This window comes from Leptolyngbya sp. FACHB-261 (assembly GCF_014696065.1).
In the GTDB taxonomy this organism is placed as follows: domain Bacteria; phylum Cyanobacteriota; class Cyanobacteriia; order FACHB-261; family FACHB-261; genus FACHB-261.
Genome location: NZ_JACJPL010000026.1, coordinates 423,109 through 445,713 on the forward strand (window position 1 = coordinate 423,109; position 22,605 = coordinate 445,713).

The following is a 22,605-nucleotide window of genomic DNA, read 5'->3' on the forward strand; positions in this document are numbered from 1 at the left end:
GAGCGTTATTTAAGAGCTTAAGAAACCCTGAACTCTATCCCGCGGTGCTTACCGCCGGGTTAGCCTTCTTTGACAATTTAAACAGAGGGACATTAACCAGACCTCTAGATTAGTTCTAGATTGGTTATATAAGATACAGATTCCATCCATGTATTGCATTATTGAGACTCCTGAAGACCGTAAGGTCTATCTCTGTGAACGGGATTCTGAGGGACTCCTGAGAATTTGGGATAGTGAAGGCAAAGAAATCTCTATTAACCATGCTCCAAGTCCCCTAGCCGTAGCGAGTGAACTCATGCGGCGGCATCAGGTCGTCACTGCTGTCCGGCGGCGTTACTACGAGCAACAACAGTATCGGGAGCGATTGGAAACCCCACCGGGGGTTGCCGTGGGGATGTTTAAGCTAGTTGTGGTTGGGCTAGTTGCGCTGGCGGTTGCTTGGCAAGCTCAAGTGCAGATGAACGCAGTGACACCAGAGCGGCAGGTGACTGATTCAGCCGCTACTCAACTCCATAAGTCTCCTGATAGTCCAGCTAGAAAATATTGAGCTGAACATATCCTCTAGCACAAATGCAGCCCTGAACTTCATCAGTTCAGGGCTGCATTCGTAAGAGTGAATTTAGCAAGCCAATTTTGTCTGTTTCCAGAAGCGTCTTAGAGGCCCTTACTCAGCTCTTGGAGCCTCAGATTTGCAGGAAAGCTACCCTCTTCTTTAATGCGGTGAATATCAGCTTCAGAGAAAGACCAATTAAGCTTCTGCGACAGAATTCTAACAACATCGCCCCGATCGATCAGCCCCTCAACGGCCCCGGTGGGGGCAAGCACAACCAGATAGGGTAAGCCTTGGGTTTCAAGTGTGTCGATCACTGCACAGAGTGGTGCTATAGGAGCAATCGTTATCAGCTCGCTCATCGGGTGCAGAATGTACCTTAAGGTTTCGCTGTCCCACAGACTCCGCTCAACCGGTTGCAGATCATTGGCAGTCACAAAGCCTTTGTAGCGCCCGTCTGCAGTGATGAAATAGATAGGCATTGGCCGATTGCCGAGCAGATACTCGTCAGCAAAGCGGCGCAGACTCAGATTTGCGTCGAGAACGCGAAACTCGCGGCTCATGCTCTCTGAAGCTGTGATTTGGCTCAGACTCTGCTGAACTTCACTGAGCCGACTATAGGCACTGGCGTTGTTGAAGATAAACCAGCCAATGAAGGCAATCCACAGCCCACCACTGAGAGAACCAAATAAGCTGCCAGCAACACCTAGAGCAATGGCAGCTAGGCCTAATAATTTGCCAGTTCGAGCTGCCCAACGAATGCCAGTGAAGCGATTGCCTGTGAGTTGCCAAACAGCAGCTTTGAGAATCTGCCCCCCATCTAAGGGCAAACCTGGAATCAGATTAAACAGAGCTAAGACTAGATTGATATGCCAGAGATTATCAATAACTTCCCAGGCCGGAGTGCCCGTTGGCAGTTGTTGACCGAGAACCCAACCGAACAAGCCTAAGCCAATACTCACGCAAGGACCTGCTGCCGCTACCCAAAAAGCAGCTGCGGGATTGGGCGATTCTTTGTCAATTGAAGCGATGCCGCCAAACAAAAACAGGGTGATCGAGTCGACGCCTAATCCCTGAGAGCGGGCGACCAAACTATGGCCCAGCTCGTGCAGTAGCACCGAGGCAAACAGCATCAAAGCAGCAACCAAACCAGTGCCCCAAGCCAGGGCAGGACCCCAGCCTGGGTAGCGACCGGAAAATTCGATGCCATAGGAGAATGTCAGCAAGCCCAGGATGGCAAACCAGGAGTAGTCAACCCTAAGGGGAATGCCAAGGAGGGAGCCAACCTGAAAAGAACTTGCAGACGCCATGTTAAATGAAGAACCTTTAGAAGCCTTTTGCCATAAACTGGGCAGCTCTGCCACGCAACGGTGCTGATGCACGCTGAGGCAGGTTGCAAGCGGGATAGTGAGAAATGGACTGCTGCGAATTGTGTTGCGTTTGAGTGCGAAGTTTTAACGCAGAGCCCACAACAACAAAAGCCAATGCCGACAGCGAAATTACTTCCATGGTACCGTCTCCTTTCTATATGCCTCGTCTATAAAAATTGAATCTGAGTTTGAAGCTGAACCAAGACCTCAAAGTCGGAATGACTATGAGTTAATACTATCCTCAGTCTAGGCAGGTTAGCTAGTCCCCATCCCCTGTCGCGAGGGTGAGATTACCCCCTACTCGGGTTCGGCTCAGCAACGGCCACAGGGCCTGCGTTAAGTTGCAAGGCGTAGAGGTTAGCGTAGATGCCCTGCTGGACAATTAACTCGGCGTGAGTTCCTCGCTCGACAATCTGGCCCTGTTGAATCACCAGTACCTGGTCAGCCTGAGTAACGGTGCTCAAGCGATGGGCAATTACGAAGCTGGTCCGACCAGCTAGCAAGCGGCTAAGGGCAGCCTGAACCAAGGCTTCGGTTCGAGTATCGATGCTGCTGGTCGCCTCATCCAGGATGAGAATGCGTGGATCAACCAGCACGGCACGGGCGATGCTAATCAGTTGGCGTTGGCCCTGGCTGAGGTTTGCACCTCGCTCTCCCAAGCGTGTGGCATAGCCTTGAGGTAACTGCGTGATGAACTCGTGGACGTTGGCGACTTGAGCCGCAGCTTCAATTTCAGCCTGGCTGATTTCAGGACGGCCAAAGGCAATATTCTCAGCCACACTGCCGCTGAACAGCAGATTGTCTTGGAGCACCAGTCCCATTTGACGGCGCAGACTGGTTTGAGTCACCTTGCGCACGTCAACCCCGTCGATGGTGAGCGAACCAGCCGACACATCGTAGAAGCGCAGAATTAAGTTAATCAGGGTGCTTTTGCCTGCGCCTGTAGGACCGACTAAGGCGATCATCTGACCCGGCTTGGCATGCAGGTTGATATCTTGAAGCACGAACTGCTCTGAACTGTAGCTGAAATCAACTTGGTTAAAGCGAACCTCTCCTTGAATCGGTGGCATCTCAAAAGCGTCCGCTGCATCTCTTAATTGAGATGGTTCATCCAGTAGTTTGAAAATGCGCTCAGCGCCTGCCAAAGCTGATTGGGCTTGGGTATAGAACTGACTCAAAATCTGGATTGGGCGAAAAAACTGCTGAACGTAGAGTAGAAAAGCCGTGACGGTGCCAACAGTTGCATCGCCGCTCACCGTTAGATAGCCGCCATAGGCTAGTACAGCAGCTGTTGCCAGGGTATTGAGAAAGTCAATCGAAGGTAAGAAAGCTGCGGTAATCGCGACCGCTTGCACATTGGCATCGCGATTAGCCGCATTGAGGGTACTGAATTCCTGAATATTGAGTTGTACCCGGTTAAAGGCTTGAGCTTCGCGCACGCTGCCAATGTCTTCTTCCAGCTTGGTAGACAGATTGCCAATGGTCTTACGAGTGACCCGAAATCTAGCTCTCGCCCAACGGGCAAATAGACCGGTCGTGCCAATCATCAAGGGAACGATCAAGTTGCTGACCAAACCCAAACGTAAGTTGATCAACAGCATTGCCAGGACAATACCAATCAGACTGAAGAAGTTACCCAGCATTTGAGCAATAGTTTGACCAAAGGCTTGGTTAATGACGCTCACGTCATTGATCAAGCGGCTCATTAAATCACCCGCTTCGCTGCGGTCAAAGAAGCTGAGGGGTAAACTCTGGACTTTGGCAAAAATATCCTGACGCAATTGGGCTAGCATATGCTGCACAATCCAGCCCACTCGATAAATCTGTGCCCGGATTGCGACAACTCCCCCAACGTAAATTGCGGTCAGTAGCACCAACATAGCCAGCAGCCCTGGCAAGTTACCGGCGCTGATCAGATTATCTACAGACCAACCCACTAGAAATGGTCCAATTGCTTGAGTAGAGGCACCGGTCGCAACCAGAAGCAGTGCTGTCACGACCTGTGAGCGATAGGGACGGAGGTATTGCAACAGGCGTAGTAAGGTTGAAATTTGCTGTGTAGCCTTTTGATCCGCGGCAAGAATAGGTCCGGGGCTCCTCATGGCAATGCTCCTCAAGCAGTGGCTGGTTGCTTGACCTGGGATTCCAGAATCAAGCCGTAGAGTGGGCTAGTTCGCATCAATTCATCATGGGTTCCTTGCGCTACTAACCGACCTTGGTCCATCAGCAAAATTCGATCGGCATGCCGCACCGTGCTAATGCGTTGAGCAATCACAAGGGCAGTACAGGTTTTGTGACGCATCAAATTGTCAAGGGCTGTTTGAATCTGAGCGGCAGTTTGGGCATCAACTGCAGAAGTACTATCGTCCAAAATTAAGATGCGGTAGTCAGTCAGCAACGTGCGGGCGATAGCAATGCGCTGCTTTTGTCCACCGGAAAGACCGACTCCTCGCTCACCTACCAGTGTCTCGTAGCCTTCTGGCAAACTGGTAATGAATTCATGAATTTGCGCAGTTTTAGCAGCTTCAATAACCTCTTCCAGACTAGCCTGTGATTTAGCATAGGCAATGTTGTCGCGCAGGCTACCAGAGAAGAGAGTCGTCTCTTGAAACACAATGCCGATGTGAGCGCGCAGGCTTTCCAAAGTCAAATCACGTACATCCCGACCGTCAATACGTACGGCTCCCGCTGTGACATCGTAGAAGCGGGGAATCAGGTTCATGATCGTACTTTTGCCTGAGCCTGTCATGCCCAGGATGGCAATCAGCTCTTTGGATTTGGTCTCAAATGAGATGCCTTTGAGTGCTTCAGTAGTTGAACCGGGATAGCGAAAATGCACATTCTCGAAGGTAATACGACCTGCACAATGTTCGAAAGGAACTGCATCGGGTCGATTACCAATCTCAATTGTGGCATCAACAACTTCGTAGACACGATCGGCAGAAGCGGCTGCTTGAGCAATTACAGGAGCGGCAAATCCTACTAATAGAATTGGCTGTAAAATCAGTAATAAATAGGAATTGAAGGCAACTAGCTCGCCAATTGTAAATCGGCCCCTAATTACCTCGGCTCCCCCATAGCCTACGACTGCCAGGGTAATGAGATTGCTAAGCAGAAAAATCAGTGGAAACGTGTTGCGAATCGCGCTAATGGCCTGCATGTTTACCCTGATCAACTCATTATTGAGTTGGCTGTAGCGTACCGTTTCAGTCGCTTCGCGAGCAAATGCCTTAACAACGCGCACACCGACCAAGTTTTCTTGCAAGACTGCGTTGAGATCACCCAAGCGCTCTTGAGCGAGTCCGAAAATGGTTTGATTCTGACTGAGAAATCGAACTAGAATGACCGCTGCTAGGGGTACCATCACCAACGTGATTAGGGCCAACTGCCAGTTCATCACCAGCAGAATAACCGCAGTGCTCACCAAAGTAACCACAGAGCCGACAACTTGAATCAAGCTGGTGCCAATGAAGGTGCGAATCAGCTCAACGTCACTGGTAATTCGGGTGAGAAGTTGTGAGGTTTGAGCCTGATCGTGATAACTGAAGCTGAGATTTTGAATTTTTTTGAAAATGCCGTTGCGCAGATCGTAAGCAACACTCTGGGACGCTTGCTCTGCCCAAAAACTTTGGCCAAAATTGAATAGTCCTCTTCCTAGAGCGACCAGAACCATCGCGGCGGAGCAGTAGAGAACGATTTGTAGATCCTGCCGAGCAATACCTTGGTCAATCCCCCAACGAAAAAGCTGGGGCGTAATCGCGTTCGCTGCTGTCAACAGCAGCAAACTTAGAGCTGCACCGAACACAATTAGCCAGTAAGCCTTCAGGCTACTCAGAACGCGTTGGAGTGAATGCATAAACCTGAATCTCCTCCACTCAAGAAAACGTGAAGCTGATCATTTGGCAGGGCTGAGTCAGTCTAGAACTTCTCGACTCAAAGTTTGCATGGCCTCTGGACTAACACTAGATCTGGCGCCTAACACAGGTGTCAGTGCGCATCACCCTATCACGCCTACCTGCTGTGATGGTTCTCTACCCCTCAATGTCTTAACCAATCCCTAATTGGAAAGACAAAGAAAGTAAATTTTAGGTGCAGTGGCTGTTTAGATTTCAACAAAAAAGTCAACAAAAAACGAGATTGAAACAGCACGATGCAAGAAATATGGTGATTATTCGCGGCTGTCTTTGCCTGACCCCACTTAAAAACTTGACCCCTTAAACTATTTCTATAGTAAGAGAATTCCGTAATTTTACAGATCTTTGCTCTACAGAGTTTTTTTCTTTTAGAGAATTACTCGGTTGCCATGTTCTTGGTATGAATAAGCACATAAAAATGAGCAAAAAATGAACATGCATTAACCTGTTGATTTGAGCTTGAAACGGCCCATCCTAGAAAAGACAGGTCCCATGAGCCAACCCCCTAAGCTCCTCGATCCAATTTTCAAGAACTAAGCGCTTAGCCGATTGCACGAACAGTATATTTTTTGAAAATGCTACACATTCTTCTTCTCGCTGCTAACATCTTCATTGCGACTTCTTATTTTATAATCGCATTTCTGATTTTTCGAGGCCTCATTCGCGGGCACCAACATCTCTTGAATAATCCACTGGTGCTAGCGACATCAGCGATCTTCTTGACCTGTGGTTTTGGTCACACCGGTCATGTCTTGATGAGTGCAGAAGCTGGTCATCAAGCCCCATCAACTCTGCTTAAACTACAAGTTGGTATTGATATTGTAACTGCAATGGTTGGCATTACTTATCTCACCCTACGTCGGCATTATTCTCTTTTGATCGATGGGCCATTAATATTAGCGCAAACCCGGAGTCAATTAGCTGAGGCAAATTTAAAATTAGGTAAAGTCAATACGAATTTAGAGACTTTAGTTGCTGAGCGTACTGCTGAATTGTTGCAAATCAATGGGAGATTGGAAGGCGAGATTCTAGAACGGCAGCAAGTTGAGAGGGCTTTGAGAGAAAAGCAAGAACTTCTACGTTTAGTGCTAGACAACATTCCTCAGCAGATCTTTTGGAAAGATACTAACTCAGTCTATTTAGGTTGCAATAAAACCTGGGCACAGGCGGTAGGAATCGGTAGTGTAGAAGAGGTAATCGGCAAAACAGACTTTGAACTATCTCACGTATTAAAACCAAATGAATCTAGTTACAAGCAAGATTGGCGTGTCATTGATACAGATACAGCTGAATTGCATGTAATTGAGCAAAAAACCAAGGCTGACGGAAAGCAGGACTGGCATGACGTTAGCAGAGTTCCTATTCATGATTCTTCTGGTGCAGTGGTCGGTATATTATGCACCATGGAGGATATTACGGAACGCAAACAAGCTGAAGAAGCATTGCGCAAAAGCATGGCAACTAATCGAGCCTTGCTTGATGCTATGCCAGACTCTATGTTCCGCATCAGTAAAGACGGTGTGTTTGTAAATTTTAAGGCTGCTAAGGATAGTGAATTTCCGTTACCTCCTTGCGAGTTTTTAGGTAAGCACATCTGTGAGGTTTTTCCTGTAGCTGTTGGGAAGCCAGCGATGCAGTGTATCGAACAGGCCTTACTGACTCAGGAAATTCAAATCTTTGAGTACAGGCTTGTAAATAAGGGGCTACGTGAGTACGAAGCTCGAATTGTGGTTAGTGCAGAGGATGAAGTCATCGCCATTGTGCGAGATATCACCGAACGCAAGCGTGCGGAGAATAAACTCGTTAAAACCTTGGAAAAGGAGAGGGAGCTTAGCAAACTTAAATCTGATTTTGTGACAATGACCTCTCATGAGTTTCGTACTCCACTGAGCATCATTTTGTGCTCAGCCGAGTTGCTAGAGCACTACAGCCACAAATGGACTGAGCAGAGAAAATTAGAGCATTTTCATCGTATTCAAGCAGTTGTTAAGTATATCACTCAGCTTCTAGACGGTGTACTGGTTATCGGTCAGGCGGAGGCGGGCAAGCTGGAGTTTAAGCCGGTTTCAATAGATCTAGTGAAGTTCTGTCGTAGCCTAGTTGAGGAAGTTCAGCTAAGTATCGCCATCAAGCATAAGCTCACCTTTACAAGCCAGATTCAAACGATGAAGGCCTTGGTCGATGAAAAATTGCTGAGGCATATCCTCAGCAATCTACTCTCCAATTCAGTTAAATATTCTGCTGAAGGTAGTGAAGTTAAACTTGAACTGACTTATGACAATAGCAGCGCAGTTTTCGAGATTCGAGACTCCGGTATTGGCATTCCTTTGGTGGATCAAAAACGTCTGTTTGAATCCTTCCATCGAGCATCCAATGTCGGCACCATTTCTGGTACCGGCCTGGGGCTCGCAATTGTCAAGCGGTCCGTAGACTTGCATGGAGGACAAATAACATTCAACAGCAAGGTTGGAGTTGGCACTAAGTTCACTGTCATGATCCCATTGAAATAATAGGAGCAGAAAATGCAAAGAATTCTTGTCATTGAAGACGAGCCCCTAGTTCGATTAAGTATTCTAGAACTTTTGGAAGCTGAAGACTACGAGGCAATTGGTGCAGAAGATGGTTCCATTGGTGTGGAACGAGCTCGACAATACAACCCGGATCTCATCCTTTGTGATGTGATGATGCCTGAGCTGGATGGCTACGGCGTACTAAGTACATTGCAGCAAGATCAAAAAACTGCCACAATCCCTTTCATTTTTCTGACAGCTAAAGCAGCCAAAACGGACATTCGTGAAGGCATCGAATTGGGAGCTGACAACTACCTAACGAAGCCATTTACTAGAGCTGAGCTGTTAAGTGCAATTACAGCACGTTTGGCTAGCCTAGATCAGCATCCCTATCCTGTAGAATTGATTCCTCAATTTCTAGGTCAGCCCTCAGTTGATTGGATCTATAAGAATCTGATTAGCCCTCAAATTGAGAAAGATTATAGGGGCTGGCATGTGGCTATTGAACCTGAGAGCGGCAAATGCTTCCTAGGGCCTACGCTTGAGTCAGCCCATCAAGCAGCTCGTGTAGCTTTCCCAACTGCAGTATTCTACTATTGCCAAGTCAAAAATACAGCTGTAGAAAGCCTGCAAGAAAAGCGTTGACAGAGCGTGAAAACCACAGGTTAGTTGGTGTTTCTAAGTCCATTGTGTTCATGCATCTCTCTCAGTTGTAGGGAGATGCTTAGCTTTGAAGTAGAAACACCAACTTGAATGCGAAACTTAAATGTGAGTATTATCAAGATTGTCTGCCCTAATCTATTGAGCAAGAAAGCTCACTCTAGGCTCTGGAAGTATCTTCGTATTTGTCTGGATTGGTCATTTGTTTTAGCAATTGGATAGCAATTGAGCTCGGCTATTTGAATCTGGGCGATCTTCAAAGACTGAGGACAAGAGCATCCCGTCCCGCCCTAACCTTACAATTGGGAAGTTCAGTTTTCTAGCTTACCGGTGCTCAGCCTGCCGGTGCCTGCTCGACTTATGACTCTGCCAACCTGGATCACCCTATCGCGACTACTGGGGGTACCCGTCATTCTTTGGGCTTTGAGCCTAGGTACTGAGGAAGGCCGTTGGCTTAGCACTGCTGTTTTTTTGGTGGCAGCTGGCACAGACTGGCTTGATGGTTACCTTGCCCGTCGCCTCAACCAGGTCACTGAGCTAGGGAAGTTTTTAGACCCTTTAGTAGACAAGCTGTTAGTTTTTGCCCCGTTGTTGGTGTTGATCGAACTGGGACAGATCCCTGCTTGGGCCGTATTCTTGATTCTGGCCCGGGAACTCACAGTAGCGGGTTGGCGTGTCTCTGGTAGCAAAGCCATTTCTGGGGCAAACTTGTGGGGCAAACTTAAGACTGTCACTCAAATCCTGGCAATTGCATTGTTGATTGTGCAATCGCCAGGGGGGTTAGAGGCGTTCTGGTTAGCAGTCATCTTGACCCTCGTCTCTGGTGCCATTTACCTCTGGCCCCAACCTGCCTCGGAGCCAGTGGTTGAACCCTAAGCAGCCGTCAAATCGTACTAAAACCTGTTGAGGAACTTTTCTTTTTAGCAACATTCCTTAATAGCTACTAAGATTTTTTGGGAATATGAGTAATAACGCTTAATAAGCGTTGTTTGTTTTTGTTAATACAGGTTAATTGAGACAGTTCTATCCCTTTAGGTTGATGACTTTGAGCCTAAGCCAAAACCCAGGGCAGATATAACGAGGCTTTAATTTGTTTATAACCGTAATTACATTCCTATTAAAGCTGTGCTGAGGGGGCATCGCAAGCATTGCACTTCTAGACTCACATTTTCAAACAAACTTTGAGTAACCCAAGGGAGTTTTCTATGGCTGGTCAAATGTGCTGGCTACCTGTAATGGGGCGAGATGGTGAGAAGATTTTGCATTTGCGAACTAATCCATCTGAGCCTTGGAAACCCTATAGAAGCTGTCCGCAATTCGCTGTACCCGACTATAGTACGCCTAACGGGTCTAAAGGTTGGGCAACCTATCAAAAGCTCATGCGAGCGCAATGGACCTTGCTATCTAGTCCTGCTGAACAACAGGGCCAGAAGACCTTAGAGGCAGCGTTCTCTCGCTAAACTAGTCGTAGTCCGTTCTTCAATTGCTCGAGCAAAAACACCCATATTGAGTGGCTATCTAGTTTAATGTGATAATGATAGCGGCTCCCTTTTTTAAATCGTTTAGCTAGTTAGCCTAACTTAAGTGGCCTTTAGTTAGTCAGACTATTGTTAAACGCCTTGCAATACTTCGAAAACAAGATAGAGGCACCTATGCATGGCACTCTAACTGTAACTCAAATGAGCGCGGTCCTTAAACCTTTATCAAAAGGGTCTTGGCAAATAACAGATAGTATTGAGAAACCGCCTAAATTTAGACAAGCACAAACGGTATGCTTTCTTGGTGGAAGTGGTACAGTTAGGGCCTGCCAACCAGAATCTGGTAGTTGGAGCTATCTGGTTGAGATGGATTTGGGACCGGAGCCTGAAATTGGCAGAATCGGCGATGAAACCACGGTTCTGCTACAGGAAGTGGATATTGAAGGAGTGCTGAGCTAATGACTACGCTCGACTCATCATTCCTCATCCCGCAGCTCGATTTAGCAATTGAACGAGTAGTTAAGGGCAATCATGAGATAGGAGAAAGTGATCCTAAAGCTAGGATTTATTCTTGCTTTGCCCTGTTGCTAGCGACGCTGCCGTTCGCCATGATTCAGATCAATGTTGCGTTAGATCAGAAGGACATCTACAGCTTTTACCTCTGGATTTTCATTGCCTGTATAGTTGCTAGTTTGCCATTACTGGCTGTGGGCTGGGCAGAGAGCCTTGTACCTCCAACTCTGCCGGTACCTGAAAGATTGGCTGATTTAGCAAAAATTGGTTTGGCAAAGCGCTGTGGTCATCAGGGAGACTGGCACTGGCGCGGCTGGAAAATACGCTATACATTCATTCATAATCCTCATAGCCAAGTACCTGTTATTTTGTTGCATGGTTTTGGTGGCTCCATTGGTCACTGGCGACAAAACATTGTGGCTCTATCTAAACATCACAGTGTTTATGCTTTAGACCTACTGGGCTTTGGTGCTTCGGATAAGCCCGACACTCCCTATAGTGTGCAACTTTGGGTTGAACAAGTTCACGCCTTCTGGCAAACCTTCGTACAAGTACCGGCCGTTCTGGTTGGCAACTCTATTGGTTCGCTGGTTAGCTTGAGCGAAGCTGCCGTCCATCCAGAGACTGCCTGTGGTGTAGCCATGATTAGTTTGCCAGACACAACCAGTCACAGAGAGACAGTGCCAGCTATTCTGCGTCCGTTGCTGCAGGGTCTTCAGTTCTGCTTACTGTCACCGCTCCTGCTACAACCATTGTTTCACTTGCTGCGACAACCCTGGATGGTTCGTCGATGGGCTGGGCTAGCCTATGCCTGCCAAGAAGCAGTCACCGACGAACTGCTAGAAATTCTTACTGCTCCCGCTCGGGAGAAGGGCGCCGCTAGAGCTTTCTGCGCCATCCTCAAAGCTATGGTGAGTCCCCAATTCGGACCCTGTATTCAATCCATTTTGAGCAAGCTTCGGGTTCCATCTCTATTGCTATGGGGCCAACAGGATCGCATGATTCCCAAGGCGCTAGCTCAACGATTTGTAGTCTACAACCCAGCCTTGCAGCTAGTTGAGCTAGAAAATGCTGGTCACTGTGCGCACGACGAGTGCCCAGAGCGGGTTAACCAGGAACTCTTGGGCTGGATCCAAACGAGCGTATTACAAGCCACTGCCTAAAATAGTTCCGGTTGTAGAGTAGTTAAGGGGATTTGGGTGCGCAAGTGCTCAAATCCTTGGTAGTAACAACCGGAAAGCCCCTTGCTAACAGCCCTCCTTTTCGATTTAGATGGAACCCTAGCCAACACAGACCCCTTACACCTTAGGACCTGGCAGGAAATTCTGGGACAATACGGCATCACAGTCGATGCTGTATTTTACAAAAAACATATCAGCGGGCGCTTGAATCCGGATATTGTGCGGGATCTGTTGCCCCAACTTTCGTTAGAAGAAGGTTTGCGCTTGGCCGATCGGAAAGAAGCTCGCTTCCGTGAGTTGGGAACTGAATTACAGCCGCTGCCTGGTCTCCTGGAACTGCTGGACTGGGCGAGCCAGCACCAACTATCTCGTGCTCTAGTTACTAATGCTCCGCGTGAGAATGCTCATTTCATGCTTGGGGTTTTAGGCTTGGAGTATGCCTTCACAACTGTTGTTTTGGCAGAGGAGGCAACAGCTGGCAAACCAGACCCTGCGCCCTATCAGCTTGCCCTTAGTCGCTTGGGTATAATGCCAGGGCAGGCTTTGGCTTTTGAAGATTCTCAAGCTGGGATTCGTGCAGCAGTGGCTGCTGATATTGCAACTGTTGGCATTGCCTCAACTCATGAGCCTCAGGTCTTGCAAAAGGCTGGAGCAATGCAGGTCATTCCAGATTTCACAGACCCAAAGCTCGTTGAAATCTTTGCTGCGCTTGGCCTTGAAATCACCGCTGGAACCAATAGTCTATAACATCACAAACGGGTTGATAGCCAATAGTTTGATAGATGTGATTCGAAGTTGGATTTGCTAAATCAGCAAATAAGAAACAGTGACGCCGACCTGAATCTAGTAAGAATTGACTTAGAGCAGCAACACAGGAGCTCGCGTAACCTTGGCGTCGGTGCTCAGGTGGAGTGTAGACCAAATTAATTGTTGCTCCATTAGGGGTTGTGAAACCCTTGCTCGCCATTGAAACGGGCACTTCATTCTGCCAGAGCCAAATTGATTGGTTCTTCAAGCCTCTATCGACAAGCTGTTTAATTTGTGGCGAAATCGGCTCATTTAGCACCTCAAAAAGGGTTTTGCACCAATTGAGCAATAGATCCCGATCAGCTTCGGTCGCGCAACGCAAATAGCCTGGAACTTTGGTGATTGGCTGGACTTGATCTAGTTGATAAATGCGCAATCGCTCGCCTTGTTCAGGGATCTGTCCTGTAAGGCTTTGCCAGGCAGAAGCAAAGGTCTGTGCTTCCTGATTGGGACCATGGACTGCAGGAAGTTGTACGAATCGCTTGAGCAAATCTTGAGCAATCAGTGACAAGGCTTCAGCGTTAAGTGCTCGCGAAACCACTAGCTTGTTGGGCGGTGTACGTAACGCAACAGCTAAAATTTGCCCTTGGGCTTCAACCAGGGCTAAATAGGGTAATTCTGTAAAACGTTCAGGCTGCTGTATCAGGAGGCCTGTAAGACCAAGAATCAGGTTGTGATGTGCTTCGTCTTGCAGTAAATAGTCCTTCGTCACTGCACAAAATTGACTGACGTCATCAAAATGCACAACTTGCACTGGGTCACTCCTACCGCACTCTCCACTCCAGCCGCTGCAAGGCAGCTTCAACTTTGTAAGTCGACTAAAAATCGGCCATGTTAGTCATCGTATTCGTCATCGTACTCAATGGGGAAAGTGCTACAGGATTATGACAGCCGCTCCTCGAATCCTAAAATCCGTCCGCTTAGCTTGGCTAGAAGGCATTCGCGGCTTCGCGGTCATCTTGATCCTGCTGTATCACTCTCAACTGCTGTTCACAGACTATGCCTTCACGCCCAAACCGACAGGTCTATCTGACAACCTAGAGCAGCTGCGCATGGCCTCAGATTATTTAGGAGCAGGTTTCCACGCTTGGCTGAGTATTCCAGGCTGGTTCGGTTTTCAGTTTGTTGATGTTTTTGTGTTGATCAGTGGTTTCAGCCTCGCGCTTTCGCTCCAGACGAAGCCCCTGCCGCCCATTGCCTTTCTCAAGCAACGCCTTATGCGTTTGCTCCGGCCGTTCTGGACCGTGGCTTGGCTTGCCTATCCAATTCTGTGGCTGATTGGCACTCTCACCAATAGCTATAGCCCAGATGCCTGGCACAGCTTTGCAGGCATTACTTTTCCATTGAGCACAGATTATCGGGGTAGCTTGCTGCTGCCAACTAGTGGCTCTTGGTGGTTTATGCCTCTAATCTTTAGCTTTACCCTCTTGTTTCCCTGGCTCTGGAAGTTGCTACACCGTTGGGGACTCTATAACTTGCTACTGGCCAGCACACTACTCACTCTGGCCTATCGGTTGCTAGCAGTTTACTGCTTGGGTGGGCACCCTACTTACGTACTCATAGACACGCCTGCTGCTGAACAACCTTTTCAACTCTTTCTCGCTAAACTCAGCACCTTTGTCTTGAGCATGACAGTTGCCCATCGCTACTGCCAGGGTAAGGGACCACTCTTCTGGAGCCAACCTCAGGCTTTTGTCGTCGGGTTGGTGCTATATAGTTTGGGCTTTGTCGGTCAGTTTTCTCGGCTAGGTTGGGTCGTTGCCGAGTTATTACTACCCCTCGGTCTAACTTTGTTGTGTATGGTGGTCACCCGCCTGTTATGTAAATGGTCCCCTCTACAACACTTCATGCGTTGGCTAGGGGGACACAGCTATAGTTATTTCTTAATCCACAACTTTGTAGTAGACCGTACGCTGAACCTAGTTGTCCGTGGTGAACTGGAACTGTACTACCAACTGCTACCTGTAATGGTGCTGGTAACCCTTGCTCTTGCAGTTCTAGCTGATAGGCTGAAGCCGCTGCTGAAGCGCTCCTCAGTCACCCTGATTCGTCACATTGACAACTATTTTAGTCGTTCCGAAAGCAGCCACTTAGCTTCTAAAACCAGCGACTTTTAAGATTTGCGATAGCAGTCTGCTGATCAGTGAAATGAGGAATTACCTCGCTGAGTCCATCTAGATGAAGCGCTAACTGCACCTCAGTACTAGCTCCAAATAGAGTTAAGCTCCCAGCTTGGAGACAGTATTTTTGAAACACAGAGGCAAGTGCCCTCAGGACAGAACCGTCAACTGAATGAACCCGGCTACAGTCTAGAAGTAGGTGGCTGTAGCCCCAGTCAATTCTACGCAGCAATGTTTGGCAAATCTCTAAACCAGTAGAGCCATCTATACAAGTAGGCAACGGAACAACCACAACATCAATACTGCCGATGTGCTCTACTTGAATTACAGTTGCTGAAGACATAACACTGAGTGCTCATTCATCTGCTGCTATATTGGGCGCTTTAGGAGCTAGAATCTTCAGTGTTTTCAACCAAACAACGACAAGCGACACTCTGTAAGTACGGATAATAAGGATCAACTCTCGATGCCACCATACGTATAAAATTACAAACTTAAAACAAATAGAAATTTGTATCTTCATCCGGATTTTAAAAACATGATTTTCTCAAATCTATTTGAGAGGCAGATATTCTGCTGCCGTTCCAGTGTCATCTGATGCGGTGGGCTTGCAGAGATGGCTGACCTTGGCTCCCGCCTGCCATTTTCGTACTCTCCCTGAAAAGGCTCTTTAGTGAGCGGCAAGGTATCGACCGAGGTGAGGTATGGCTCACCTCGTCCTTTTTGCGGCCAGTTTTTCTAAACTAGAGATATGCAACGCCCTCTGTGGATCACTGGCCCCAGCCGCAGCGGCAAGACAGACCGATTGGTTCAGTTTTTTCAGGACCAGCGGCTCTCGTTAACCGCGCGCCAGAGCATCTTGGCCCTCGCGGCTCATCGAGAAAGTCGGCTCAACCTAGCAGAACGGTTGACAACTGCTACTGACGGACAAGTCACGGTTGCCGACCATACGCCTGTTGGTTTCTTTCAGGCTGAGGTGGTTCTGTTTTGGCCTCTGCTGGTGCAAAAGCTAGATCTCAAGGCCCAGTTTCCGCTCCCCCTGCATCCTGAAAATGAGCAAGAGCTGGCAACTAGAGTTTGGGCCAAAGGCTTGGTAGCGCAAGGACCCTTGCGTTTGCCAAACCTGAGTGTAGAGCGTTGTGTTGAACGCCTATTAAGCCTGCTGCAACTGTCGGCCTTTGCGGCAGTGCCCTTGGCCGACAGCGCGTCGATTCTGGCAACTGGCACCGCAGGGCAAGCGGACTTGTCACCAGAACTATGGGAGCGGGTAGCTCGGGCGCTCGGTCAGTGGCGGGACTGGTGCTTAGCTCGTGGCCTGCTCACCAACGGCATTGCCACTGAATTGTATTGGCAATATTTGTTGCCTGACGCTAGTTACCAGCAGCAACTGCTTCGCCGCTACCCTGTGGTTCTAGCCGACGACGTCGACAACTACCCGGCTGTGGCTCGCCAGCTATTTGAGATCATGCTGGAGGGGCGGAGCCGTGCGGCCTTCAGCTTTAATGTCCATGGTGCAGTGCGCTTGGGCTTAGGCGCAGATCCAGAGTATTTGAGTGACCTGGCAAGCCGTTGTAATGTTGAGCGTTTAGGCGCCTCGCCAGACCTCTCTCTGTCGGTGGACTTCGGGCCAACCGTCGATTTGATGGTGAGTGATCCCACTGCACCTCTGTCTTTATTACCGGCCCAGTTTCAAACTATTCAAACCCTCTCACGCTCGACGATGCTGCGCCAGACAGCGGAATGTATCGTGCAAGCTGTACAAGCAGGTGTAGTGCAGCCGCGAGAGATCGCCATTCTCGGCCCCGGTATTGATGCCATTGGCCGATACGTTCTCACTGAAATTTTGACCCGGGCGGGTATTTCAGTAGAAGTTCTGCATGACCACCGACCGCTCAGCCACTTTGCTCCTGTGCGGGCACTATTAACGCTGTGTGCTTTGGTTTACCCTGGCCTGGCTCATCTGGTTGATCGCGATGATGTCGCTCAGATGTTAGTGGCCTTAAGCCAACAGCCCAAACAGCCGCATCTGCTCTCGCTCGAACCTGTGATTGATCCGGTGCGTGCTGGTTTACTGGCCGATCACTGTTTTGATCCGCAGCCAGCGCAGCCTCATCTACTGCTCAGCCAAGCTTACGAACGCTGGGATCGTTTGGGCTACCAGGTTTGCGACTTCTACGATCCCCTCGTGCAGTGGTTAGACAGCCAGCGGCAACAACAACAGGAGCATTTGTTAGGTAATCCGCCGGTTCTGCTGGACCGGGCGATTCAACGCTTTCTAGAGCCAACTCGTTTGCCCCTAGAATATAGAACGCTGCTGCGCAAATTTATGGAAACGTCAAGCCACTATTGGCAAGTCGAAGCGCGTTTGAGCCAGGTGGAACCAGAAGCTCAAGCTACTCATAAGCCCCTGGAAGACTTTATTCAACTCATCCGCAGTGGAGCCATTACTGCAACTCCCTTTCCGGTGCAGCCTTTACAAGCTCAGGCTGAGGGAGCCGTTACTCTAGCCGCAGTCTTTCAGTATCGAGCAGCTCAACCCTTACATCGCTGGCAGTTCTGGCTAGATTGCGGCTCGCAGTATTGGGGTGATGGCGGGGCTGCTGTGCTATTTGGCTACGGTTTATTTCAAAAGCATTGGGACGGGCAACCTTGGACTCCAGCCGATACGGAACAGGCTGAGCAGGCTCGGTTGCAACGCACCCTTCAGGATTTACTCGGTCGTACGACCGAGCGAGTTTATCTATGCCACAGTGATTTATCCACTAGTGGCCAAGAACAATTTGGGCCTCTGACCCCACTTGTTGATGCAGTAGCTCCTGTAGAGATGAGTGTTTTATAATACAAGTAGGTGTATTTTTAATTACTCTGTCTTGTCGTGTAGATAGGTTCTATTGCTGCTTATAAAAAAGCAAGCGATAAAGAATTAAATCACAAGCTCTTGTAGCTTTAATCACACGGCAGACTAGTTTTGTTGTGGTTGCCTTTTCTAGACCTTCACCACAACTTCATAAAGCTCCGACAAAGGCTGTAGAAGCTGGTAGCAATCAAAGCTTTACTGACTAACCTTTCTCAAGATTTAGAGCAAAAACCAGAAAGTATATTGTTTTGGTAAAGAGCGTTAAAAGAACTAGAGCAGGCAGATATAAACAAAGGCAACTCGATACAAACAAGAATCACTCCCAGAAGTGATTTAAACGTTCTAAAACTAGCTACCCCAGTGATGACTCAAGCTATTTACCCCTAAGGCTATGAGAAGGGGAAGGAGATAATCTGAAGTCATGGTTTGCCTCTAGCTACCTCATTTTTTCTTCTCAGCGCTATCGCCAAAATTCGACGACGCTGTTCAGGTTATTACAACGAAGCATGATGAGAACTACCGATTCTGTAGCTCCGGAGTCTTTTGCTGTGCAAAATTCTTCGACTCTGGTTGAGCTACTACGCTGGCGAGCTATCCAACAACCCAATCAACGCGCTTATACCTTCCTGGTTGATGGCAAGACAGAAGGCCCAACCTTGACTTATGCCGAGTTGGACCAGCGAGCTAGGGCGATTGCGGCACTACTTCAAGCGCATCAGGCTCAGGGGGAACGAGCGCTACTGTTGTACCCCCAAGGCTTAGACGTTATTGCTGCTTTTTGTGGCTGTTTGTACGCAGGCGTTATTGCGATTCCGGTCCCTCCTCCTGATGCAGGGCGTCTAAAGCGGACTTTGCCCCGCTTGCGAGCGATCGTGAAGGATGCGCAAGCTTCATTGGTGCTAACTACCGCTCAAATTTTGGAGGTCCTCCAAGATTCACGGCTTGAGATCCCCGAATTTCAAGCCATGCACTGGTTAGATACGGGTGCTACTGATTTGCAACAAGCGGAGCAGTGGCAAGAGCCAGTGGTTGACAGCGATACGTTGGCTTATTTGCAGTACACTTCCGGCTCTACTTCAACACCGAAGGGGGTCATGCTTAGCCATGCCAATCTGATGGGGCATTCGGCTAATCTTCAACGAGCTTGTAGCTACACAGCAGACAGCCTTACAGTTACCTGGATGCCCTACTTCCATGACTACGGTTTGGTTGAGGGGCTGATCCAACCCCTGTATTCTGGTATCCCTTGCGTTGTGATGTCCCCGTTTGCTTTTGTCAAACGGCCGTTTCACTGGTTGCAAGCCATTTCCCGTTATCGGGCTACCCATAGCCAAGGGCCTAATTTTGCTTACGATTTATGTGTTCGCCGCATTACACCAGAGCAGCGTTCTACTTTGGATTTAAGTAGCTGGCGGGCGGCGGGCAATGCCGCAGAACCGATCAATCCAGAAGTGATGCAAGGTTTTTTTGAAACTTTTGCGTCCTCTGGCTTTCGCTGGCAAAGCTTTTGTCCTGCGTATGGACTGGCAGAAGCAACTTTATTAGTTTCCTCAAGTCCAGTTACGGCAGAGCCGGTGGTCTGTACGGTTCAAGCTCACGCCCTGGAACAGGGTCAGGTTCTTGAACTTTCTGAATCACAAAGAGGACGTGCGATTGCCGGTTGCGGTCGTCTAGTTTGTGAAACCCAAGTTGTGATTGCACATCCAGAGCACTTAACCCGTTGCAAAAATGATCAAGTAGGCGAGATTTGGGTTGCAGATCGCAGTGTCGCTCAGGGATATTGGCAGCGCTCAGAAGAAACAGAACGCACCTTTCGAGCCTATCTCGCTGATACAGGTGAAGGCCCCTTTCTCCGAACTGGCGATTTAGGCTTCTTGAAGGATGGTGAATTATTTGTCACGGGACGCATTAAAGATCTAATTATCATTCGAGGAGCGAATCACTATCCTCAAGATATCGAATGGAGTGTGCAGCAACTACATCCAGCTTTGCGCCCTGATTATGGTGCAGCTTTCTCGATTGAGGCTGCTGGTGAAGAACGGTTAGTTGTGGTTCAAGAAGTTGAACGACAACAGCAGAATCTAGACATTGATCAAGTCATTGCTGCAATTCGACAAACAATCGCTGAACAGCACGAGATTCAAGTTTATGCAGTCATTCTTGCTAAACCTGGTACCATCTTGAAAACGTCAAGCGGCAAAATTCAACGCCGTGCTTGTCGAGATAATTTCTTAGCTGGAAGCCTGAATGCGATAGGTGAATGGAGCGAAGACTCCAAATACGCCACGGCAATTTTGGCTTGAGATTATTTAGGGTGCTCTCAGGTTGCTGGTTGAATATGACGGGCGATGGGGTTTAACCCCTTAAGAAGGGAGTGGAGAATGTAGATGCATCAGCTAGCGCAGTATCAATCGGCTGAAGCGCTTGAGCAATATCTGGGCGATCCCTGTGACACTCGCAATCTTCTATCATTTCAGCATTTGATTGAGCTGGATGAGCGGGAAGAATTTCCAGCCGCTGAGGTAGCATCACTCTACCGTTGGCAATTGCAGGACTACCACGTGCCAGTGGAGCTGGGAGGCAAATTTCAATCCTATGAGGAATTTGTTGCCCAAGTTCGAGTGCTTTCTCGGCGGGATCTAACCACGTCGATTACCTTTACCACTCTGTTCTGGTCGGGCTTAGTCTGGATGGCCGGAACAGATGCCCAGAAGCAAAGCCTATCTCAGTTCATCCGAGATCAGGATGGAGCTATGTGCTTGGCTTACTCAGAAAAGGCTCATGGCAGCGACTTGTTGGCCAGTGAAGTTCGAGCCGTCAAAGTGCTAGGGGGCTATCTACTTTCCGGTGAGAAGTGGCCGATCAACCGGGCAACAATTTCGGGCATCACATTTGTTCTGGCGCAAACGGATGAGGCTGCAGGGGCTCGTAGTCTGTCTCTGTTTATGGTGCGGAAAAGTGAGCTGAATCCTGATAATTATTCAAACCTGCCTAAGATCAAAACCCACGGTATCCGTGGCTCGGACATGAGTGGCATTCGCTTTGATCATTGTTTTGTCAGTGAAGAAAGCCGCTTAGGGCCAGAAGGCGCTGGTTTAGAACTTGGGCTCAAAGGCTTTCAGGTCACTCGTACTCTATGTTCTGCCTTCTCTCTAGGCGCAGCCGATACTGCCCTGCGAACTACACTGAAGTTTGCTCTAAATCGTCAACTTTATGGCAAGACTGTTTTCGATCTGCCTCAGCCTCAAAGAACGCTAACTGATGCTTTTTTGGATCTCTTGATCTGCGACTGTGTCACGATTGCTGCAGCTCGGGGTTTCCATGTTGTGCCGGAGCAATTCAGCGTTTGGTCAGCTGTTGTCAAATATTTTGTGCCCACGACGGCTGAAACGCTGGTTCAGAACTTGTCAGTCGTGATGGGCGCACGCTTCTATTTACGAGAAGCTCACGATTGGGGCATCTTTCAAAAGGTCGTCAGGGATAATGCAATCATCAGCGTCTTTGATGGCAGCACAGTCGTCAATTTGCACGCCCTGATTCTGCAATTGCGTCAACTTGCTAAGTCACGGGCCAGAAGACGGGAGCAGCAGATGATGGCCTTAAACTCACGGCTGTCGGTTATCTGTTCTCTAACTCAGCCCCTACCCAAATTCCAGCCCGACAAGCTTGAGCTATTCAGCCGTGGCAACGACGATATTCTGCAAGGTTTGGAACTCGCTCTGGCCCACCTCCACGGCTTACAGGATGATGCGAGTATCAATTTAGTTGTTGGCCAAATCACGGCTCTGGCTGAAACCCTGCTAGCGTTGCTCAATGCCCAGGATGAGGCGCTGCTTCAGTCGTCTTTTGAGCATGGGCATGAGCAATCGCCTGAACTATTTGATCTTGCTAAGCGCTACTGCACTCTCCATGCAGCCGCAGCCTGTATTCAACTTTGGCTTCACAACCGAACTGAACTGGGAGAGTTTTTTGCCAGGGGCGAGTGGTTAGTCTTAAGCCTCCATCGGCTTCTGAAAACCATTCATCCAGTTCAGCAATCAGTGCCACAAGCCTACTATGAGCCAGTTACTCAGCAATTGCTCAAGTTGTATACGGCAGATCAGCTCTTCTCAATCGCTCCATTTCAACTTGCTCAGTCTCGACCCGTAGAGGATGAAATTCATGCAACTACAGAACTCCAGCTCCAAGCCTAATCCTGAATTGCAGCCAGCTGATACTGCTACATCCGTCAAAGCGATTGAGGCCTGGCTGGCCACTAAGCTTGCGAAACAGCTGAGATTGGATGTGAAAACCTTAAGTGTCCATGAGCCATTGACGCGTTATGGTCTCGACTCCATCGATGCAGTAACCTTGGTCGGGGATTTAGAAGACTGGCTTGGCCTTGAGTTACCGTCGACTCTGCTATGGGATTATCCAACCATTGAGAAAGCATCTCAGTATCTAGTCAAGGACTTTGATATCTCTGCTGCTTTGGCGCCGGGTTCGGAGTCAAATTCTGAGCAAAGCGATGCGCCAGATGCGCCTGCTAAAACTCAAGGATGGGGCAATCTCTGGCGTCAAATTAGCGGCAGCTAGTTGAGACGCGCGAGGGCTAGCAGGTTGTCCAGGCTAGCATCACTGTCTGTTCGGATTAACGAGTTTAGTT

Annotated in this window: 18 protein-coding genes; 12 read left to right on the plus strand and 6 right to left on the minus strand. The window is 48.7% G+C overall.

The genetic code is table 11. From position 1 onward, the window contains the following. Positions 1-148: 148 nt before the first annotated feature. On the plus strand, positions 149-547 hold the full coding sequence (locus H6F94_RS17985) for a hypothetical protein (protein ID WP_190803608.1): 399 nt from the start codon (positions 149-151) through the stop codon (positions 545-547). Positions 548-654: 107 nt separating this feature from the next. Here H6F94_RS17985 and H6F94_RS17990 read toward each other — a convergent pair whose 3' ends face one another. The 4 genes from H6F94_RS17990 to H6F94_RS18005 all read right to left on the minus strand — a co-directional run bounded on the left by H6F94_RS17990 (position 655) and on the right by H6F94_RS18005 (position 5,776). Further along, a complete protein-coding gene (locus H6F94_RS17990; RefSeq protein WP_190803609.1) occupies positions 655-1,860 on the minus strand; it encodes a site-2 protease family protein in 1,206 nt (401 codons plus the stop codon). Positions 1,861-1,876: 16 nt separating this feature from the next. Continuing rightward, positions 1,877-2,059, minus strand: a complete 183-nt coding sequence (locus H6F94_RS17995) for a hypothetical protein (RefSeq protein WP_190803610.1) — start codon at positions 2,057-2,059, stop codon at positions 1,877-1,879. Between the two features lie 151 nt (positions 2,060-2,210). Further along, the gene (locus H6F94_RS18000) at positions 2,211-4,022 is read right to left on the minus strand and encodes an ABC transporter ATP-binding protein (RefSeq protein WP_190803611.1); all 1,812 of its coding nucleotides are present in this window, start codon (positions 4,020-4,022) and stop codon (positions 2,211-2,213) included. Between the two features lie 11 nt (positions 4,023-4,033). Beyond that, positions 4,034-5,776 carry an ABC transporter ATP-binding protein gene (locus tag H6F94_RS18005; protein WP_190803612.1) on the minus strand — a complete coding sequence of 581 codons (1,743 nt, stop codon included), beginning with the start codon at positions 5,774-5,776 and terminating at the stop codon, positions 4,034-4,036. A gap of 633 nt (positions 5,777-6,409) precedes the next feature. Here H6F94_RS18005 and H6F94_RS18010 point away from each other — a divergent pair. From H6F94_RS18010 to H6F94_RS18040, 6 genes are all read left to right on the plus strand, one after another. Beyond that, positions 6,410-8,344, plus strand: coding sequence for a sensor histidine kinase (locus H6F94_RS18010; protein ID WP_242041287.1), 1,935 nt, complete (start codon positions 6,410-6,412; stop codon positions 8,342-8,344). 12 nt (positions 8,345-8,356) lie between these two features. Beyond that, complete coding sequence (locus H6F94_RS18015) at positions 8,357-8,989, plus strand: response regulator transcription factor (protein WP_190803614.1); 633 nt, start codon at positions 8,357-8,359, stop codon at positions 8,987-8,989. Between the two features lie 375 nt (positions 8,990-9,364). Continuing rightward, a complete protein-coding gene (gene pgsA, locus H6F94_RS18020) occupies positions 9,365-9,880 on the plus strand; it encodes a CDP-diacylglycerol--glycerol-3-phosphate 3-phosphatidyltransferase (protein ID WP_190803615.1) in 516 nt (171 codons plus the stop codon). 329 nt (positions 9,881-10,209) lie between these two features. After that, positions 10,210-10,464, plus strand: coding sequence for a hypothetical protein (locus tag H6F94_RS18025; protein WP_190803616.1), 255 nt, complete (start codon positions 10,210-10,212; stop codon positions 10,462-10,464). A gap of 476 nt (positions 10,465-10,940) precedes the next feature. Further along, complete coding sequence (locus H6F94_RS18035; RefSeq protein ID WP_242041253.1) at positions 10,941-12,158, plus strand: alpha/beta fold hydrolase; 1,218 nt, start codon at positions 10,941-10,943, stop codon at positions 12,156-12,158. Positions 12,159-12,239: 81 nt separating this feature from the next. Next, entirely contained in the window at positions 12,240-12,923 is a 684-nt protein-coding gene (locus H6F94_RS18040) for an HAD family hydrolase (protein ID WP_190803617.1), read from the plus strand. On the opposite strand, the gene H6F94_RS33300 is transcribed toward H6F94_RS18040, so the two are convergent. Continuing rightward, on the minus strand, positions 12,898-13,737 hold the full coding sequence (locus tag H6F94_RS33300) for a GNAT family N-acetyltransferase (protein WP_190803618.1): 840 nt from the start codon (positions 13,735-13,737) through the stop codon (positions 12,898-12,900). The genes H6F94_RS18040 and H6F94_RS33300 overlap by 26 nt on opposite strands. 130 nt (positions 13,738-13,867) lie before the next feature. Here H6F94_RS33300 and H6F94_RS18050 point away from each other — a divergent pair, with 130 nt between their 5' ends. Further along, the gene (locus H6F94_RS18050) at positions 13,868-15,100 is read left to right on the plus strand and encodes an acyltransferase family protein (RefSeq protein ID WP_190803619.1); all 1,233 of its coding nucleotides are present in this window, start codon (positions 13,868-13,870) and stop codon (positions 15,098-15,100) included. On the opposite strand, the gene H6F94_RS18055 is transcribed toward H6F94_RS18050, so the two are convergent. Next, positions 15,081-15,446: an STAS domain-containing protein gene (locus tag H6F94_RS18055; RefSeq protein WP_190803620.1), complete on the minus strand. Its 366-nt coding sequence runs from the start codon at positions 15,444-15,446 to the stop codon at positions 15,081-15,083. The genes H6F94_RS18050 and H6F94_RS18055 overlap by 20 nt on opposite strands. A gap of 408 nt (positions 15,447-15,854) precedes the next feature. On the opposite strand from H6F94_RS18055, the gene H6F94_RS18060 reads away from it, so the two are divergent. The 4 genes from H6F94_RS18060 (at position 15,855) to H6F94_RS18075 (ending at position 22,535) form a co-directional block, all read left to right on the plus strand. Next, complete coding sequence (locus tag H6F94_RS18060) at positions 15,855-17,942, plus strand: recombinase family protein (protein ID WP_190803621.1); 2,088 nt, start codon at positions 15,855-15,857, stop codon at positions 17,940-17,942. A 524-nt stretch (positions 17,943-18,466) separates the two neighbouring features. Continuing rightward, entirely contained in the window at positions 18,467-20,263 is a 1,797-nt protein-coding gene (locus tag H6F94_RS18065) for a fatty acyl-AMP ligase (RefSeq protein WP_242041254.1), read from the plus strand. Positions 20,264-20,347: 84 nt separating this feature from the next. Then, positions 20,348-22,153: an acyl-CoA dehydrogenase family protein gene (locus H6F94_RS18070; protein WP_190803622.1), complete on the plus strand. Its 1,806-nt coding sequence runs from the start codon at positions 20,348-20,350 to the stop codon at positions 22,151-22,153. After that, a complete protein-coding gene (locus H6F94_RS18075; RefSeq protein ID WP_190803623.1) occupies positions 22,122-22,535 on the plus strand; it encodes an acyl carrier protein in 414 nt (137 codons plus the stop codon). The genes H6F94_RS18070 and H6F94_RS18075 overlap by 32 nt, the downstream gene beginning before the upstream one ends. Positions 22,536-22,605 lie beyond the last annotated feature (70 nt).